The organism is Nonomuraea sp. NPDC054003 (assembly GCF_055585125.1).
On sequence record NZ_JBVJKR010000030.1, the window covers coordinates 18701 to 34554 of the forward strand.

Below are 15854 nucleotides of genomic sequence, written 5' to 3' on the forward strand. Positions count from 1 at the left end.
CCTCCCCAGCGGCCACCGCCACAGACCCCGCACTCGCCACAAGCCCCGAACCCGCGCTCTCAGACCGCGCCTCCCCGACCGCCGCCACAGACCCCGCACTCGCCACAAGCCCCGAACCCGCGCTCTCAGACCGCGCCTCCCCGACCGCCGCCACAGACCCCGCACTCGCCGTAGGGCCCGGACCCGCAGGCGTGGGCCGCGTCTCTTCTGCGGACCCCGCCGAATCTTGATCTTTGCGTGCGGGTTGCCTCGTGGGCGTAGTCGTCGGCGGGTCTTGGTTCGCGTGAGAGGAGCTTGCGGCCGGTGACGTGGACGCGGGGGTGTGCTCCGGACGGGCGGCCCGAGGTGAGGGCCGGGTGCGGGGGAGGCTGGTTGCGGCTGCGGCCACGGTCAGGAGGGTGGCGAGGACGAAGGCCCATTGCCAGCCGATGGTCAGGGCCACCAGGGGGACGGCGAGCCCGGCCAGGAGGGCGACGACGGGGGTCGCCGACTGCTTGGCGCCCAGCGCCGTGCCGCGCAGCCGGGCGGGGATCTCCCGGACCACGACCAGGTTGCTGGCGGGCGCGACCACCCCGTACCCCACGCCCGCGACGACCAGCCACGCCAGCAGCGCCGCGACCGACCCGCTCGTGGCGACGCCGAGCTGGCTCACCAGGCTGACCGCCAGCCCCGCCAGGGCCGCGCGCCGCCAGCCGGCGCGGTCGATCAGACGGCCGCCGGCCAGGGCGGTGAGCCCGGTGCACGCCCAGAACGCGGTCACGCACAGCCCGAGCGCGCCGTCGCCGATGCCCAGGTCGGCCTGGATCTCGACGGCCAGGACACCCACCAGGATCGGGGTGGACACCACCGCCGCCAGCATGAGGATGGCCGCCCACCACGCCCGCCCGCCGGCGGGCACCGGCCGGAACGCCTGGACGGTCTCGGCCGGTTCCACCCGTTCCCGCTACAGGGTCACGGGCACGGTACGCGGCCCGCGCATCTTCAGCCCGACGTCACCCGCCGCCTCAGGGTCGGCCAGCCGCATCTCCGGGAACCGGTCCAGGAAGAGGTTCACGCCGATCTCCAGCTCCGCCTTCGCCAGCATGGCTCCCAGGCAGAAGTGCCGCCCGGAGCCGAACGCCAGATGGTCGGCCGCTCCCGAGAACGCCTTGGTCGCGTCCAGGTCATCGCGTTCCAGCACGAACCGGTCGGGATCGGCGTAGCGCCGGTCGTCGCGGTTGGCCGAGCCGATGAGCACCAGCACCGTGGACCCCGCCGGGATGAGCACGCCGCCGAGCTCGACGTCCTCCGTCGTCTCCCGCGTGTTGATCTGCGTCGGCGGGGAGAACCGCAGCGTCTCGGCGACCGCCTTGACGACCAGCGAGCGGTCATGCCTGATCCGCTCGAACTGGCCGGGGTCGGCGAGCAGGTTGCGGAACAGGCTCGCGAAGGTCTTGTCGGTCGTCTCCGCCCCGGCCGTCAGCAGCAGGCTGACGTACGCCCTGATCTCGTCGTCGGCGAGCGGCTCGCCGTCGATCTCGGCGGTGGCCAGGACCGACAGCAGGTCCTCTCCGGGGTTCGCCCGCCGTTCGGCGATGAACGGGGTGACGAACTCGCTGATCTCCGCCCGGATGGCGGCGGCCTCGGCGATGATCTCGGGGTCGCGGCCGAGGTTGGAGATGACCCGGATCACGGCGGTGTACCACCGCAGGAACCTCGGGTGGTCCTCCTTGTCGAAGCCGAGCAGGTCGGCGATCACGTACACCGGGAAGTAGTTGGCGAAGTCGCGCACCAGGTCGACGTCACGCCGCCCGGCCAGCTCCCCGGCGAGGTCCGTCGCGGCGCGCAGCACGATCTCCTCCACCACGGCGCCCGCGTTGCGCATGAGCATCGGGTGCAGCCGGTCCAGGCTCTTGCCCCGGAAGGCGGGAGACACCAGGGCCCGGTGCCGGGCATGCTCGGTGCCGTCCATCTGCAGGATCGTCTTGCCGTGCACCGGTTCGAGCTGCCACTCGTACGCCTTCGTACTGAAGACCGGGTTCTTGTACACCCGCGCGACGTCCTCGTACCTGCTGACCAGGTACGCCCGCACGCTCTCGTCCCAGACGACCGGCGCCTCGGCGCGCAGGCGGCGGTAGAAGGCGTGCGGGTCGGCGGCGACCTCCGGGGACAGCAGCTCCGGCAGACCACGATCAGTCATCACAACTCCTCACGACTCCAGCTCGGACCCGGTGGCCTTCCAGGCCGTGAACCCGCCGTCGACGCTCCACACCGCGCCGTTGACGAACGCGGCGGCGGGGCTCGCCAGGAAGCAGACGACCTCGGCCACGTCACGCGGCTTGCCGATGGAACGGCTGAGGTAGTTCGCCAGGACGTCCCGGCGGGTGGCCTCGGGGTCGGGGCGGGAGGCGATGTAGCGCGAGGCCATCTCGGTCTCGATCATCCCGGGCGCGTAGCAGTTGACCCGGATGCCGTCGGGGGCGAGCTCCAGCGCCAGGCTGCGGGTCAGCTGGGCCACTCCGGCCTTGCTGGCCGCGTACGCGAGGGTGTGCGGCCGGGCCAGGCCGGCGGCGATCGAGGCGGCGTTGATGATGGAGGGGTTCTCGCTGCGCCGCAGGTGCGGCAGCGCGGCGCGGGCGGCGAGGTACGGGCCGCGCAGGTTGACGGCGTGCACCCGGTCCCACTCCTCCGAGCCGAAGTCCTCGATGCCGAGGGTGCGGCTCACCACGGCGTCGGCCACGCCGGCGTTGTTGTGCAGCACGTCGAGGCCGCCCATGAGAGCGGTGGCACGTTCCACCATCTCGGTGATCGAGGCGGGGTCGCTCATGTCGCCGCGCACGTAGTCGGCGCGGGGGCCGATCTCGGCGGCCAGCCGCCTGGCCGCGTCGTCGGCGATGTCCGCGATGACCACCGTCGCGCCGCGGGCCGCGGCCAGGCGCGCCGTCTCGGCGCCGATGCCGCTCGCGCCGCCGGTGATGAGGAACCGCAGACCTGACACGTCTGACATCAGCCGGGGACCTTTCTGAAGTAGTTGGCGTGGCGGGGCCCGGTGAGCGCGTCGCTCACCGGCACCTCGGGCTCCCGGCCGGCGCGGGCGGCGCGCTCGCGCTCCTCCCCCACGGCGATCCGGCGCTCCTCGCACCGGCCGATCCCGCCTTCGGGCACCGCGTACAGGGTGAGGTAGCGGTAGGGCGGGCTCTGCCCGCCGACCGGCTCCAGGGCGAAGCGCTGGGCGCCCTCGAATCCCATGTGCTCGAAGGTGTGGGCGAGGTGCACCTGGTCGTACCAGCGGGCGTACTCGTCCTCCCGGCCCTGGACGGCGTTGTTGAAGACCACGAAGATCTCCCGATGGTCCTCGGGCAGGGACTCGGACGCCGAAGGGCTGACCCATCCGGTCTGCGGCACGGCCCGCCAGGCGACGTCACCGAACCCGGGGCCGAGCGCGCCGGGACCGGTCACGCGGGCGAGCGCCAGGACGGGGAAGACGGTGTCGTTCTCGCCGATGTCGCGCGCCAGCGACCAGACGGCGGCCCCGTCAGGGGCGGGCAGCCCGGCGGGGCCGAGCGCGATGAACGTCTCCATCAGGCCCGCCCGGTCGGCCGCTTGGGCTTCCAGCGGAGCAGCCACATCTCCATGAGCCGGATCAGCAGCATCAGGGCGATGCCCACGATCATGAGCACGAAGATCGCGGCGAACGTGCCGGCGGTGTCGAACTGGTTGGCCGACTGCACGAGCAGGTATCCCAGCCCGCGGTTGGACGACATCATCTCGGCCGTCACCGCGACCACGAGCGCGTACGGGGCCGACACGCTCAGGCCGGAGATGATGAACGTCATCGCCGAGGGCAGGGTGGCCTTCAGGTGCACCTGCAGGCGGCTGGCCCGCATGAGCCGGAGCTTGTCCACCAGCAGGTGGTCGACGTCCTTGACCCCCGCGTACGTGGAGTAGAAGACGAGGAAGGCGACCACGCTGATGACCAGGGCCAGCTTGGAGCCGATGCCGATGCCGAACCAGAGCATGAACAGCGGCACCAGGGCCAGCCGCGGGATCGCGTAGATCGCGTCCACGAAGGGCTGGCAGACGGCGGCGAGGAACGGGCTGACGCCGAGGACGAACCCGGCCACGAGGCCGGCGAGCGCGCCCAGCACGAACCCGATCACGGTCGTCTGCAGCGTGACCCACAGGCTCGGCCACAGCAGGTTCTGCGAGACCCAGAGGCCCATGGCCTCCCAGATGAGGGACGGCTTGCTGACGTAGTACTGGTCGATCAGGACGTGCGGCTCGCCGGGCTTGCCGGCGAAGTACTCCCAGGCCGCGAGCCCGGCGACGAGCAGCGCCACCTGGATCGCGGTGATCAGCAGGCGCCGGGTCAGCCTCGGGTTGAGCCCGCCGGAGACCGCCGGCGCGCCGACCGGCTTCGGGGCGGCCTCCGGCCGGCCGGCCTCGATCGTGTCGGACCTGGTCATCAGTGATCCTCCATCTGCGGGCTGAGCAGCGCCCACAGCCGTGACCAGACCGCGGCGAACTCGGGGTCCGTGCGCAGCGATCCGAAGTCGCGGGGCCGGGCGAAGGTGATGGGCTCGACGTGGATGATCCGCCCCGGGTTCGCGCCGAACACCACGACGCGGTCGGCCATGAGGATGGCCTCTTCGAGGTCGTGGGTCACGAACAGCACGGTCTTGCGCTCGCGTTCCCAGATCTCCAGGGTCTGCCGCTGCAGGTTGAGCCGCAGCTGCGCGTCGAGCGCGCCGAAGGGCTCGTCCATCAGCAGCGTGTTGGGACGGTAGACGAGGGTCTGCGCGAGGGCGGCGCGCTTGAGCATGCCGCCGGACAGCTGCGACGGGTACCTGTTGCCGTACTGGCCGAGGCCGACCAGGTCGAGCACCTGGGCGACCCGCTCCTTGCGCTCCCGGCGGGGCACCTTCTGCACCTCCAGCGGGAGCGAGACGTTCTTCTCCACGGTCCGCCAGGGCAGCAGGGTGTCCTTCTGGGTGACGTAGCCGACGTCGTTGTTGATGCCGTTGATGGGCTTGCCGTCGTAGAGCACCTCGCCCGTGCTCTGGGTGAGCAGGCCGGCGGCCATGTTGAGCAGGGTGCTCTTGCCGCAGCCGCTGGGGCCGATGATGCAGATGAACTCGCCCTTGCGGATCTCCAGGTCGATCCCCTGCACGGCGGTGAACGTGCGCTTGGCGGTGGTGAAGGTGCGCCCGACCTGGTGGTAGCTCACCGCGATCGGACGGTCGTCCGCCTGTGCCGCCGCGGCGGACGCGCGCTCGGTCGATGTTCCGATGCTGGACACGGGTCTCTCCCTCACTCAGGCGTCCGGCAGGGCCTTGACGAGCTCGGTGTCGTAGAGCTCCTCGAACGGCACGGAGACCGGGTCCGGCTTGCCGATGTTGTAGACCTTGATCAGGTTGTCGGCGAGCTCCTGGGTGGGCACGATGCTGCCGGTGAAGACGGGCAGGATCGCCTCGATGCCGGTCTTCCACGCGGCGTCGCTGGTGCTGGCGAAGAACTTCTGGTGCAGGGCGTCGCTGTGCTCCTGGCTGAAGTCCTTGGCGTCGTCACGGGCCTGCGTCATCGCCTTGAGGAACTTCGTCACCGCGTCGGGCTGGTTCTTCAGGAAGTCCGGGTTGACGGCCACCACGATGTAGGGGATGTTCGCCGCTTCGGGGGCGTCCTTGACGATGTCGATGAACACCTTGCCCCAGCCGTCGGCCTCGGGGCCGGTGGTCTGGCTGGGGAACCCGGCGAGCCCGTCGGACGCGCCCTGCTTGACCGCGGCGGTGCCGGCGGCGGCGTCGCTGAACGGCTGGATCGTCACGTCGCTGTCCGGCTTGAGGCCGCCGAGGGTGAGGATCTGCCGGAACAGGAGGTCCGTCGTGGAGCCGGTCGCCGCTGAAGCGATCTTCAAACCCTTGAGCGCCGCGAGCTTCTCCTGGTACGGGGACTCAGGCGTGACGCCCTTCTGGGCGAGCTTCTCCAGCGTCTGGTTGTTGAGCGTGATCTGCTCGGGCGCCGGGGCGCCGAGCACCGCCACCACCTTGACCAGCTTGCCGGCCGCGGCCGAGGCCAGCGGAGCGGTCCCGCCGGTGAGCGCGATGTCGGCCTGACCTTGGGCGACGGCCTGGATCAGCTGGTTGGCGTTGAAGATGGAGGTCTTGTTGTCGATCTCGATGCCCTGCTGGGCGAAGTAGCCCTGGGCTTCCGCCTGCAGCCTGGGATAGCTGCACAGACAGGCCGAGCCGGCGTCGATGTAACTGATCGTGGTCAGCCCGCCATCGCCGGACGCGGCGCTCTCGCCACCCTCCGGCGAGGAGGATGCGCATCCGCTGACGAGAACCGTGAGCAGGACCGCGAGGGCCGAGGCAACGAGTTTTGTGGAACGAACCATAGGAGCGCTCATCTCCGGGGGGCGTGCAGGTAGGCCTCAATAATTCCTGATAACGATAGGGACAGTAGAGCGCAACGTCAACGATTTCCCGGCGTCGACTTGGCGTCACCGGAACGTCTGCGAGCAGCCAGATCTTGCCGGTGACGGACTCGGCAGGCCCGGACGGACCCTCATGAGGGCAGGGTAAGCGATGGCCGGAGCGCGCCGCGCCCCGACCCTGTGCCCTGTGTGGATTCCGTACGATTGGTTATCACTGATAGCGCGGCAGGTGCCTCGGCGGGGACGCCCCGGCCACCGGCGCGCCCGGATCCCCGTCCGGAGACGCCTCGATCTGTTGACGTGATCTTCAACAGGCCCTTGGCGGGCCGTGCTCAGGCGAGGGCGCCGTCGGCGCGCAGCCGGGCCGCGGCCTCGGTGATCCAGGCAGTGACCTCGCCGACCTCCGCCACGGCCCTGGGCAGGTTCAGCACGACCTCGTCCACGTCCCGTTCGGCCAGCGCACGGACGCCGGCGAGCGGCTCGTCCTCCGGGGCCCGCGCCACGATGTGGAAGGAGGAGCGCTCGCGGCCCTGGCGCTCCAGCTCCGCCTGGAGCGCGGTGACGTAGGTAGCGGTCTGGTCCGCCGTGCCGGGAGGGCCGTACCAGCCTTCGCCGTGCTGGACGGCGCGGGCCAGGGCGCGCTCGCTGGCTCCGCCGATGAGCACCGGCACCGGCGCGGTCACCGGCGGGGCAATGGTGAGCTCGGGGAAGGAGTACCACCGGCCCTCGTGCCGCACCGGCTCTCCGGTCCAGGCCCGGCGCATGACGTCCAGCATCTCCTCAGTGCGGCCGCCGCGGCCGGAGAACTCCTGGTCCAGGGACTCGAACTCGGTGCGCATCCAGCCCACGCCGACCCCGAGCACGAGCCGTCCGCCGGACAGCTCCTGGGCGGACATCACCGAGCGCGCGGCGATGAGCGGGTGGCGCAGCGGCAGCACGTAGACGCCGATGCCCAGCCGGATCCGGGAGGTCGCGGCCGCCAGGTGGCCCGCCATCACCAGCGGGTCCGCGAACGGCGTCGCCGGGTCGAAGCTCGGCCGGCCGTGCGCGCTGTACGGGTACTTGCCGTCGGTCATGGTCGGCGAGACGACGTGGTCGGGGATCCACAGCCCGTGGAACCCCTCCTGCTCGGCCGTCTCCGCGATGGGCCGGTACCACGTGAGCGGGAAGCCGAAACAGCGCACCGACACCTTCATGACGCTCTCACCTTTTCTTGACATGGCAACGTGGTCACCATACTAATCATGCATACCAATTATGACCCCCGGGAGGGCACAACCATGACGAAGCGCCCAGGCGTGATGGTCGCCATGTTCGACATCCCCGACTCCTTGGACGAGGAGTTCAACACCTGGTACGAGGAGGAGCACATCCCCGAGAAGATCGGCCGGGTGCCGGGCTTCCTGAGCGCGCGCAGGTACAAGGCGCTGGACGGGCGGCCGAACTACCTGTGCATCTACGAGCTGGAGGACGTCTCCGTCGTCGACAACCCCGACTACCAGCAGAACTACCGTAACGGCACGGTGACGACCGAGCGCATGAAGGCCAAGGCCAAGACCTTCTACCGCAACGTCTACGTCCAGATCCACGAGGCCGCGAACGGCCTGCCGCTGCCGGAGTGAGGACGGACATGAGCGACCTGGAGAGCCGGATCCGCCGGCTGGAGGACCTGGAGGAGATCCGCGGCCTGGCCGTCCGGTACGGGTTCGCGGTGGACGAGCGCGACCTGGACGGCGTCTGCGCGCTCTTCACCGAGGACGCCGAGCTGCGCACCATGAGCGGGCCCGGCAAGGGCAAGGGCGTCGCGGCGATCGCCGCCTACTTCGGCGGCCGGTTCGCCGCCCTCGGGCCGACGAACCACTTCACCCACGGCCACGTCGTGGACTTCGACGACGAGGACCCGGACGTGGCCACCGGGCTGGTCTCCTCGCACGCCGAGGTGTGGCGGGACGGCGCGCCGATGATCACCGCGCTCCGCTACCACGACCGCTACCGGCGCGGCCCTGACGGCTGGCGGTTCAGCGAGCGGGTGCAGGCCTACATGTACTTCGTCGACGTCCGCGAGTATCCGCAGGCGCTGGGCGACCGGCTGCGCATGCGGGCGGGCGCCCCCTGGAAGAAGGCGGACTGGCCGGCCGGTCTGTGACCGGGTGGAGGGCCGCTCGCGGCCCTCCACCTCAGGACCGCGCGTCCCAGCGGATGGTCTGCTCCAGCAGCTTCGGATGCTTGCGCTCGACGTAGCGGACGTAGGCGTCGATGTGTTCCTGCATGCGGGCCTCCGCGCCCGCCGCGTCGCGGGCGGCGATCATGGCGTAGATCTCCTCGTGGGCCTTGAGGATGGCCTTGCGCCTGCGTTGCGGGTAGTCGCTGCCCACGGCGCTGTAGTCGACGGCGGCCACGGTGCCGTCGAGGATGCCGAGCAGCGAGTCGACGATGTAGCCGAAGAGCGCGTTGCCCGACCCCCAGGCGATGATGTCGTGGAAGCGCTGGTTGGTGTCGAAGAAGATGTAGTCGTCGTCCATGTGGTCACGCATGTCGGCCAGGCACCGGCCCAGCTCGGCGATCTGGTCGTCGCTCATGCGCTCGGCGGCCAGGGCGCCCGTCTTGGGCTCCAGCGTGGCCCGCACCTCCATGATCGCCCGGAACGGGGCCTGCTTGACCTGCATGAGCAGCAGCATGGTGCTGGCCAGGTGGGACGGGTCGGGGTCGAGCAGCACCGGGCCGCCCTTGGGGCCGGGCTTGAGGGCGATGACGCCGTGGAACTCCAGCAGCCGCAGGGCCTCACGGAGCGTGCCGCGCCCGATCTCGTACTTCTCCAGCATGATGCGCTCGGGCAGAAGCATGTCGCCGGGGTGGAGGTCGTCCCGGCTGACGTCACGCATGATCCGCTGGGCCACCAGCATCGCGGCCTTGGGCGGCCGGGTACCGTTCGTCATGTCGCCCCTTCGTGGAGGTGATCGCCCGAGGTCCTGAATCTATGCTAACCATAGCGGTTGATACACCCCTGGTGGCGACGTCGGCGAAGCCGGTCCCGGCCGGGCGGGGTCAGCAGTCGCAGCCGATGGCGTGCGCGGGAGCGGTGAGCGGGTCCACCGCGCGGACGACCCGGCCGTGGTCGTCCTCGACAGGGTAGCCCTCGCGGGCCCAGTACTCGAACCCGCCGATCATCTCCTTCACCTGGTAGCCGAGCTTGGCGAACTCCAGCGCGGCGCGGGTGGCGCCGTTGCAGCCGGGTCCCCAGCAGTAGGTGACGACCGGCATGTCCAGGGGGATCTCCAGAGGCGCGCGACGGGCGATCCGCGCGGTCGGCAGGTGGACGGCGCCGGTGACGCGGCCCTGGGTCCAGGCGTCGTCCCCCCGGGAGTCGATCAGCACGAACCGGGCGCCGCGTTCCTGGTCGGCGTGCACGTCGGAGGGGTCCGTCTCGAACTGGAGCTTGCCGGCGAAGTGGGCCACGAGAGCGCTCGCGGCGGAAGTGACGGGTGACATGCCTCGACGATACTGACGGCTCCAGCCTCGGTTGAAGAGGCGATCACCGGCATTCCACCGCTATAGCGGGGAATTTGATGCAATATCTAGGACATGACCTTCAGTGTCCCTTACGAGCTCGACAAGGTCGACGCGAGCATCCTGCGGGCTCTCCAGGCGAACGGCCGGCAGAGCGTCGCGGACCTGGCGCGGAGCATCAACATGAGCCACAGCGCGACGGCGGAGCGCGTCCGGCGGCTCGAACAGGCGGGCGTGATCACCGGCTACGGCGCCCAGGTCGACCCGGAGCGGCTCGGGTTCACGATCATGGCCTTCCTGCGCCTGCGCTACCCGAGCAGCGCCTACGAGCCGCTGCACAGCCTGCTCGCCGAGCTCCCCGAGGTGATCGAGGCCCATCACGTCACGGGCGACGACTGCTTCGTGATGAAGGTCGTCGCCACGGACATGAAGCACCTGGAACGGGTGAGCGGCCGGATCGGCGCGCTCGGCGGCGTCACCACGAGCGTCGTCTACTCGTCCCCGCTCCCGCCGCGACCGCTGCTGCCGCCGGGACCGCCCGCCGGGCCGGACGGCCCTCCGCTCAGCGGCGGGCGGGCGCCGGTGTGATCGGGTTCGCGGCCAGGTGGCGGCCTCGCGGGGTGGCGTCGGCGAGCACGCCGTCGTGGACCACCACCCGGCCGCCGACCAGGACGGTGCGCGGCCTGCCGGTGACCGTCATCCCCTCGTACGGCGTGTAGTCGGTCGCCATGTGCAGGTCGCCTGAGGTGATCGTCCAGCGGGCGGACGGGTCCCAGATCGCGATGTCGGCGTCGGCGCCCGGCATGAGGGTGCCCTTGCGGGGATACAGGCCGTTCGTCCGGGCGGGGTTGGCCGCGGTCAGCTCGACGAACCGGCTGACCGGCAGCGCGCCGCCCGCCACGAACTCCGAGAAGATCACCGGCAGCCGGGTCTCGACGCCGGGCAGCCCGTTCGGCATGGCGCGCACGTCGGACCGGCGTGACTCCTTCTGCGCCACGTCGTAACAGCAGTGGTCGCTGCCGATCGTGGTGATCTCGCCGGTGGCCAGGTGGCGGGCGAGACCGTCCACCACCGGGCGCGGGCGCAGCGGCGGGCAGCACACGAACCGCTCGGGTGCGGCCCCGGCGTAGAGCCCGTCGTCCAGCACCAGGTGGTGCGCGACGGACTCGGTGTAGGCCGCCAGGCCGCGCCGCCTGGCCGCGGCCACCAGCTCGACGGCCTCCGGCGTGGACTGGTGCACGAAGTAGACCGGCGCCTTCAGGGACTCGGCGATGGCCAGCACCTCGGCCACGGACGCGGTCTCGGCCAGCTCGGGCCGGGTCGCCGCCATGTGCTCGGCGCCGATCCGGCCGTCGTGCGAGCAGCGCGTCTGGGTGTCCTCGATGATGTGGTTGGCCTCGCAGTGGATCACCACCATGCCGCCCAGGTCACGCAGCGTGGACATGGTGCGCAGGATCGTGTCCTCGTCGGCCATCGTCTCGCCGCGGTAGGTGGTGAACATCTTCACCGTCGGCATGCCGTCGGCGACCAGTGAGCGGAGCTGGTCGGGCACCGTCTCGTCCCAGTCCACGACGCAGGCGTGCAGCGCGCTGTCGCACAGGCCGCCCGCCGCCTTGGCCCGCTGGGCGTGCGCGGCGTCGGCGGGAGCCTGGCCGGGGCGCGGGATGGCGAAGTCCACGATGGTGGTGGTGCCGCCGAACACCGCGGCCGTCGTGCACTGGGCGTAGTCGTCGAGTGAGGTGAAGTCACCCGAGGTGAAGCCGACGTGGCAGTGCGGGTCGACGCCGCCGGGCAGCACCAGCATGCCGCCGGCGTCGATCTCGGCGGTGCCGCGCGGCGCGGGCGTGCCCGGCTCGGCCAGCGCGGTCACCCGTCCGTCCGCGACGAACACGTCGGCGGGGGCGCACCAGCTCGCCTCCGCCACCGTGCCGCCGCGGATCACCACGGGGTCGCTCATCCGCCGGCTCCGGCCAGGTGCGCGCGCCAGCCGCCGGCCTCGCTGATGTCCACGACGCCCGGCGCCTCCAGCGCCTCGGCGCGCATCCGCATCGACAGCGAGCCGCTGCCGTCGGCCAGCTCGATCACGCCGAGCTCCAGCTCGGGCGGCTCGCCCGGCAGCAGGTGGTCGCGCAGGATCTCGTACGTGACCTCGTACAGCTCGCCGGGCACCGCGTAGCCGTCGCCGACCGGGTGGAGGCCGGGGAACTCGTCGCGTACGGAGTAGAACCGGTAGCGGGGCGCCGTCGTCGCCGGTCCGAGGAACCGCGCGCCGGCCAGCGCGGCGTTCAGGCTGCCGCCCGACATCGCCTGGCCGTTGACGAACATGCGCAGATTCTCCACGTGGTGCTCCTTCATGCGGTGGTGTGGCGCCGCTTGGCGAGCGCCGGGTCGGGGACGGGCACGGCGTCGAGCAGCGAGCGGGTGTAGGGGTGGCTCGGCTCGCCGTAGATCTGCTCGCGGGTGCCGATCTCGGCCAGCTCGCCGTCGAGCATGACCGCCACCCGGTCGCAGAGGTAGTAGACGACCGCCAGGTCGTGGGCGATGAACAGGATGGACAGGCCCAGCCGCTCGCGCAGGTCGCGCAGCAGGTTCAGCACCTGGGCCTGGACCGACACGTCCAGCGACGAGACCGGCTCGTCGCAGATGAGCAGCCGCGGCTCCACCGCGAGGGCGCGGGCGATGGAGATGCGCTGGCGCTGCCCGCCGGAGAAGGAGCGCGGGTGGCGGTCCAGGTGCTCGGCCGACATGCCGACCGTCTCCAGCAGTTCCGCGGCCCGTTCGCGGCGCCGCCGGCGATCGGGTTCCAGCCCGTGCACGAGCAGCGGCTCGCCGACGAGCTCGGCCACGGTCATGCGCGGGTTCAGCGACGAGTACGGGTCCTGGAAGACCATCTGCATGTCCGCCCGCAGGGCGCGCAGCTCGCGCCGCCCGGCGGTGAGCACGTCGCGGCCGCCGAGGAGGACCCGGCCGCTGTCCGGGCGGGTGAGCCGGGTGACGCACCGCGCGGTGGTGGACTTGCCCGACCCGGACTCCCCGACCAGGCCGAGCACCTCGCCCGGCGCCACGTCGAAGGAGACGCCGCCCAGCACGCGCCGCCCGCCGAAGGTCTTGACCAGGTCACGGACCTGGAGCAGCGGCTCGCTCACGATTCCTCCTCCTCGGGCGCGTTCCCGGCGGCGCCGATGACGGCCAGCGGCCGGGTGACGTCGCCGCCGATGCGCGGGACGGCGGCCAGCAGCGCCCTGGTGTAGTCGTGCCGGGGCGCGTTGTAGATCTGGTCGACGGTGCCGGTCTCGACGGCCCGGCCGTGGCGCATCACCACCGCCCGCTCGGCGAACCCGGCGACGATGCCCAGGTCGTGGGTGATCAGCAGGATGGACATGCCGCGTTCGGCGGCCAGCTCGTGCAGCAGTTCCAGGACCCGTGCCTGCACCCGCACGTCCAGCGCGGTCGTGGGCTCGTCGGCGATGAGCAGCGCGGGCTCGGCGATGACCGCGATGGCGATCACCACGCGCTGCCGCATGCCACCGGAGAACTGGTGCGGGTAGTCGTCGACGCGGTGCTCCGCGTCGCGCACGCCCAGCCGTTCCAGCAGCTCGATCGCCCGGCGGCGGGCCACCCTTCGGGACACGCCCCGGATGACGAGCGGCTGCATGACCTGGCGGCCGATGGTCATCACCGGGTTGAGCGAAGCCAGCGGGTCCTGGAAGACCAGGCCGACCCGGCCGCCGCGGATCTCGCGCATCCGGCGCTGCGGCAGCCCCAGCAGGTCGACGCCCTCCAGCTCGATCCCGCCGGACAGCCGGGCGTCCGGATCCAGCCGCAGCACGGCCCGCGCCGTGACCGACTTGCCGGACCCCGACTCGCCGACCAGGGCGACCCGCTCGCCGGGCGCGAGGTCGAGGTCCACGCCGTGGACGACCTCGGCCATGCCTCCCGCGCCTCCCGCGCCTCCCGCCGCCGGGTAGGACACCCGCAGGTCCCGGATGCGGAGCAGGGGGTCGGTGCTCATCGCGCCTCCTGACGGATCGTCGGGTCGTTGCGCACCCGCAGCCAGTCGCCCACCAGGTTGAACGCCAGGGCGGTCAGCAGCAGGGCCAGGCCCGGGAAGGCCACGGCCCACCAGGCGTTGGTGAGGTTGTTGGCCTCACCGGCGATCATCGCGCCCCACTCGGACGAGGGCACCTGGGCGCCCACGCCGATGAAGGACAGGCCGGAGATCACCAGCATCACCGCGCCCACGTCCACCGTGGTCTGCACGTAGAGCGTGTTGAGCGCGTTGGGCAGGATGTGCCGGAAGATCAGCCGTCCCTGCGGGACGCCCATGACGCGGGCCGCGTCGACGTACTCGGCGTCCTTGACCTCGCGGACGAGCGTGCGCACCAGCCGGGCGTAACCCGGCCACCAGGTGAGCGACAGCGCGATGACCGCGGAGGACAGGCCGGGCCCGAGCGCGGCGGCCAGGCCGAGGGCCAGGATGATCGCCGGCAGCGACAGCCCGATGTCGGTGATCCGCATGAGCACCTCGTCGACGACCTTCCCGCCGAGCGCCGCGAGCGTGCCGATCAGCAGGCCGATCAGCGTGGAGGCGGCGATGACGACGAGGGTCGCCGGCAGGGTGACGCGGGCGCCGTACAGGACCCGGCTCAGCACGTCCCGGCCGTTGGAGTCGGTGCCGAGCCAGTGCTCGGCCGACGGCGGCAGGAGCGACCGGGAGAGGTCCACCGCGTACGGGTCGTACGGGGCGAGCAGCGGCCCGGCGACGGCCATCAGCACCACGAGCGCCGCCACGGCGAGGGCGATCCCCTCCACGACGGGCACCCGGCGCCGGGTCCGCGGCTTGGCGGCGGCGTGCGCGCTCATGCCGGCACCTCCGTCGCGGGGGTCTCGGAAGGTACGGTCGTGCGCCGGGCGCGGGCGCCGGTGTGGCGCAGCCTCGGGTTCAGCCAGAGCTGGACGAGGTCGACGGCGATGTTCGCCAGCACGAAGACCACTCCGATCACGAGAACCGTGCCGATCACGGCGTAAAGGTCGTTCTGCAGCACCGCGGTCACCGCGTAGGAGCCGATGCCGGTCCTGCCGAAGACGGACTCGACCAGGACGGTGGAGCCGAGCATCCAGCCGAGCTGCATGCCGAGGATGGTGCTGGCGGGCACCAGCGCGTTGCGCAGCCCGTGCCGCACCACCACGCGGAACTCCGACGCGCCGGTCGCCCGGGCCAGCGCGATGTAGTCGCAGCTCAGCGCGGTGAGCATGGAGGAGCGCACGGTCCTGGCCACCACCGCCACGAACGACGCGGCGAGCGTCACGGCCGGCAGCAGCAGGTGGGCCATGGCGTCGCCGAAGGCCGCCATGTCCCCGCTGAGCAGCGCGTCCACCGAGGTCATGCCGGTGATGGCCGGCACCTGGCGGCCGAAGGAGAGCTGCCCGGTGAGGGGCAGCACCCTGAGCTCGGCGGCGAACACCAGCTGGAGCATCAGGCCGAGCCAGAACACCGGCACGGCCGCGCCCAGCAGGGTGATCAGCCGGGCGGCGGCGTCCGCCGCCCGGCCGCTCCGCCAGGCGGCGTACGTCCCCAGCGGCACCGCCACCACGATGTTGATCACCATGGCGGCGAGCACCAGTTCCAGCGAGGAGGGCAGCATGGCCGCGACATCCTCCAGCACCGGGCGCTGGGTGAACACCGACGTCCCGATGTCTCCCTGGAACAGCCGGCCCATGTAGGCCAGGAACTGGTCCCACACCGGCTGGTCCAGGCCCAGCCGGGCGGCGACGGCGGCCACCTGCTCGGCTGTCGCGTTGCGCCCGGCGGCGGCGCGGGCCGGGTCGCCGGGCAGCACCTGGGTCATCAGGAACGTGACGACGGCCAGGCCGACCAGCACGACGACGCTCGTGACGAGCCGCCGGAGCAGCAAACGGGCCATGCGGGGGTCCC

19 protein-coding genes are annotated in these 15854 nt (G+C 71.6%); 3 read left to right on the forward strand and 16 right to left on the reverse strand.

Translation table 11 applies throughout. The features are described from left to right. From ACZ6YG_RS43765 to ACZ6YG_RS43800, 8 genes are all read right to left on the reverse strand, one after another. Positions 1-934: MFS transporter (locus tag ACZ6YG_RS43765; protein WP_466021267.1), on the reverse strand; the 934-nt coding region annotated here is incomplete at its 3' end. A 9-nt stretch (positions 935-943) separates the two neighbouring features. Next, the gene (locus ACZ6YG_RS43770; protein ID WP_466021268.1) at positions 944-2179 is read right to left on the reverse strand and encodes a cytochrome P450; all 1236 of its coding nucleotides are present in this window, start codon (positions 2177-2179) and stop codon (positions 944-946) included. Between the two features lie 9 nt (positions 2180-2188). Beyond that, the gene (locus tag ACZ6YG_RS43775) at positions 2189-2986 is read right to left on the reverse strand and encodes an SDR family NAD(P)-dependent oxidoreductase (RefSeq protein WP_466021269.1); all 798 of its coding nucleotides are present in this window, start codon (positions 2984-2986) and stop codon (positions 2189-2191) included. Further along, positions 2986-3606, reverse strand: coding sequence for a hypothetical protein (locus ACZ6YG_RS43780; protein WP_466021270.1), 621 nt, complete (start codon positions 3604-3606; stop codon positions 2986-2988). The genes ACZ6YG_RS43775 and ACZ6YG_RS43780 overlap by 1 nt, the downstream gene beginning before the upstream one ends. After that, on the reverse strand, positions 3561-4445 hold the full coding sequence (locus tag ACZ6YG_RS43785) for an ABC transporter permease (RefSeq protein WP_219551424.1): 885 nt from the start codon (positions 4443-4445) through the stop codon (positions 3561-3563). The genes ACZ6YG_RS43780 and ACZ6YG_RS43785 overlap by 46 nt, the downstream gene beginning before the upstream one ends. Continuing rightward, positions 4445-5278, reverse strand: a complete 834-nt coding sequence (locus ACZ6YG_RS43790; protein WP_148031076.1) for an ABC transporter ATP-binding protein — start codon at positions 5276-5278, stop codon at positions 4445-4447. Before ACZ6YG_RS43790 ends, ACZ6YG_RS43785 begins: the two co-directional genes overlap by 1 nt. 15 nt (positions 5279-5293) lie before the next feature. Next, entirely contained in the window at positions 5294-6373 is a 1080-nt protein-coding gene (locus ACZ6YG_RS43795; protein WP_187281120.1) for an ABC transporter substrate-binding protein, read from the reverse strand. Positions 6374-6744: 371 nt separating this feature from the next. Further along, positions 6745-7608: a TIGR03619 family F420-dependent LLM class oxidoreductase gene (locus ACZ6YG_RS43800; protein WP_466021271.1), complete on the reverse strand. Its 864-nt coding sequence runs from the start codon at positions 7606-7608 to the stop codon at positions 6745-6747. 84 nt (positions 7609-7692) lie between these two features. Between ACZ6YG_RS43800 and ACZ6YG_RS43805 the strand changes: the two genes are divergently transcribed. Together ACZ6YG_RS43805 and ACZ6YG_RS43810 are read left to right on the forward strand one after the other, a co-directional pair. Next, complete coding sequence (locus tag ACZ6YG_RS43805; RefSeq protein WP_148031073.1) at positions 7693-8034, forward strand: DUF4286 family protein; 342 nt, start codon at positions 7693-7695, stop codon at positions 8032-8034. Positions 8035-8042: 8 nt separating this feature from the next. Further along, positions 8043-8558, forward strand: coding sequence for a nuclear transport factor 2 family protein (locus ACZ6YG_RS43810; RefSeq protein ID WP_466021272.1), 516 nt, complete (start codon positions 8043-8045; stop codon positions 8556-8558). A 31-nt stretch (positions 8559-8589) separates the two neighbouring features. Here the strand turns inward: ACZ6YG_RS43810 and ACZ6YG_RS43815 are convergent, their stop codons facing one another. Together ACZ6YG_RS43815 and ACZ6YG_RS43820 are read right to left on the reverse strand one after the other, a co-directional pair. Beyond that, the gene (locus ACZ6YG_RS43815; RefSeq protein WP_148031071.1) at positions 8590-9348 is read right to left on the reverse strand and encodes a FadR/GntR family transcriptional regulator; all 759 of its coding nucleotides are present in this window, start codon (positions 9346-9348) and stop codon (positions 8590-8592) included. A 109-nt stretch (positions 9349-9457) separates the two neighbouring features. Further along, a complete protein-coding gene (locus ACZ6YG_RS43820) occupies positions 9458-9901 on the reverse strand; it encodes a rhodanese-like domain-containing protein (RefSeq protein ID WP_219551420.1) in 444 nt (147 codons plus the stop codon). A 93-nt stretch (positions 9902-9994) separates the two neighbouring features. On the opposite strand from ACZ6YG_RS43820, the gene ACZ6YG_RS43825 reads away from it, so the two are divergent. After that, positions 9995-10507, forward strand: a complete 513-nt coding sequence (locus tag ACZ6YG_RS43825) for an Lrp/AsnC family transcriptional regulator (protein ID WP_148031069.1) — start codon at positions 9995-9997, stop codon at positions 10505-10507. Here the strand turns inward: ACZ6YG_RS43825 and hydA are convergent. Genes hydA through ACZ6YG_RS43855 form a run of 6 tightly spaced genes read right to left on the reverse strand, consistent with a single transcriptional unit; the run spans position 10482 to position 15843 of the window. Then, positions 10482-11876, reverse strand: a complete 1395-nt coding sequence (gene hydA / locus ACZ6YG_RS43830; protein WP_466021273.1) for a dihydropyrimidinase — start codon at positions 11874-11876, stop codon at positions 10482-10484. The two genes, ACZ6YG_RS43825 and hydA, sit on opposite strands and share 26 nt — an antisense overlap. Further along, positions 11873-12259 (reverse strand): allophanate hydrolase-related protein, encoded by a 387-nt coding sequence (locus ACZ6YG_RS43835; protein ID WP_148031067.1) that lies wholly within the window; start codon positions 12257-12259, stop codon positions 11873-11875. Before ACZ6YG_RS43835 ends, hydA begins: the two co-directional genes overlap by 4 nt. Positions 12260-12270: 11 nt before the next feature. Then, the gene (locus tag ACZ6YG_RS43840; protein WP_261808486.1) at positions 12271-13065 is read right to left on the reverse strand and encodes an ATP-binding cassette domain-containing protein; all 795 of its coding nucleotides are present in this window, start codon (positions 13063-13065) and stop codon (positions 12271-12273) included. Beyond that, positions 13062-13931, reverse strand: coding sequence for an ATP-binding cassette domain-containing protein (locus ACZ6YG_RS43845; RefSeq protein WP_466021274.1), 870 nt, complete (start codon positions 13929-13931; stop codon positions 13062-13064). Before ACZ6YG_RS43845 ends, ACZ6YG_RS43840 begins: the two co-directional genes overlap by 4 nt. Beyond that, positions 13928-14782 carry an ABC transporter permease gene (locus tag ACZ6YG_RS43850; protein WP_148031064.1) on the reverse strand — a complete coding sequence of 285 codons (855 nt, stop codon included), beginning with the start codon at positions 14780-14782 and terminating at the stop codon, positions 13928-13930. Before ACZ6YG_RS43850 ends, ACZ6YG_RS43845 begins: the two co-directional genes overlap by 4 nt. Continuing rightward, the gene (locus tag ACZ6YG_RS43855) at positions 14779-15843 is read right to left on the reverse strand and encodes an ABC transporter permease (RefSeq protein ID WP_148031063.1); all 1065 of its coding nucleotides are present in this window, start codon (positions 15841-15843) and stop codon (positions 14779-14781) included. The genes ACZ6YG_RS43850 and ACZ6YG_RS43855 overlap by 4 nt, the downstream gene beginning before the upstream one ends. Between the last annotated feature and the right edge of the window lie 11 nt (positions 15844-15854).

Bases quoted from the DNA above. Each gene is read 5' to 3' on its own strand.
- ACZ6YG_RS43770 (WP_466021268.1), bottom strand. From the start codon at position 2,179: ATGACTGATCGTGGTCTGCCGGAGCTGCTGTCCCCGGAGGTCGCCGCC.
- ACZ6YG_RS43775 (WP_466021269.1), bottom strand. From the start codon at position 2,986: ATGTCAGACGTGTCAGGTCTGCGGTTCCTCATCACCGGCGGCGCGAGC.
- ACZ6YG_RS43785 (WP_219551424.1), bottom strand. From the start codon at position 4,445: ATGACCAGGTCCGACACGATCGAGGCCGGCCGGCCGGAGGCCGCCCCG.
- ACZ6YG_RS43795 (WP_187281120.1), bottom strand. From the start codon at position 6,373: ATGGTTCGTTCCACAAAACTCGTTGCCTCGGCCCTCGCGGTCCTGCTC.
- ACZ6YG_RS43800 (WP_466021271.1), bottom strand. From the start codon at position 7,608: ATGAAGGTGTCGGTGCGCTGTTTCGGCTTCCCGCTCACGTGGTACCGG.
- ACZ6YG_RS43805 (WP_148031073.1), top strand. From the start codon at position 7,693: ATGACGAAGCGCCCAGGCGTGATGGTCGCCATGTTCGACATCCCCGAC.
- ACZ6YG_RS43810 (WP_466021272.1), top strand. From the start codon at position 8,043: ATGAGCGACCTGGAGAGCCGGATCCGCCGGCTGGAGGACCTGGAGGAG.
- ACZ6YG_RS43815 (WP_148031071.1), bottom strand. From the start codon at position 9,348: ATGACGAACGGTACCCGGCCGCCCAAGGCCGCGATGCTGGTGGCCCAG.
- ACZ6YG_RS43820 (WP_219551420.1), bottom strand. From the start codon at position 9,901: ATGTCACCCGTCACTTCCGCCGCGAGCGCTCTCGTGGCCCACTTCGCC.
- ACZ6YG_RS43825 (WP_148031069.1), top strand. From the start codon at position 9,995: ATGACCTTCAGTGTCCCTTACGAGCTCGACAAGGTCGACGCGAGCATC.
- hydA (WP_466021273.1), bottom strand. From the start codon at position 11,876: ATGAGCGACCCCGTGGTGATCCGCGGCGGCACGGTGGCGGAGGCGAGC.
- ACZ6YG_RS43845 (WP_466021274.1), bottom strand. From the start codon at position 13,931: ATGAGCACCGACCCCCTGCTCCGCATCCGGGACCTGCGGGTGTCCTAC.
- ACZ6YG_RS43850 (WP_148031064.1), bottom strand. From the start codon at position 14,782: ATGAGCGCGCACGCCGCCGCCAAGCCGCGGACCCGGCGCCGGGTGCCC.
- ACZ6YG_RS43855 (WP_148031063.1), bottom strand. From the start codon at position 15,843: ATGGCCCGTTTGCTGCTCCGGCGGCTCGTCACGAGCGTCGTCGTGCTG.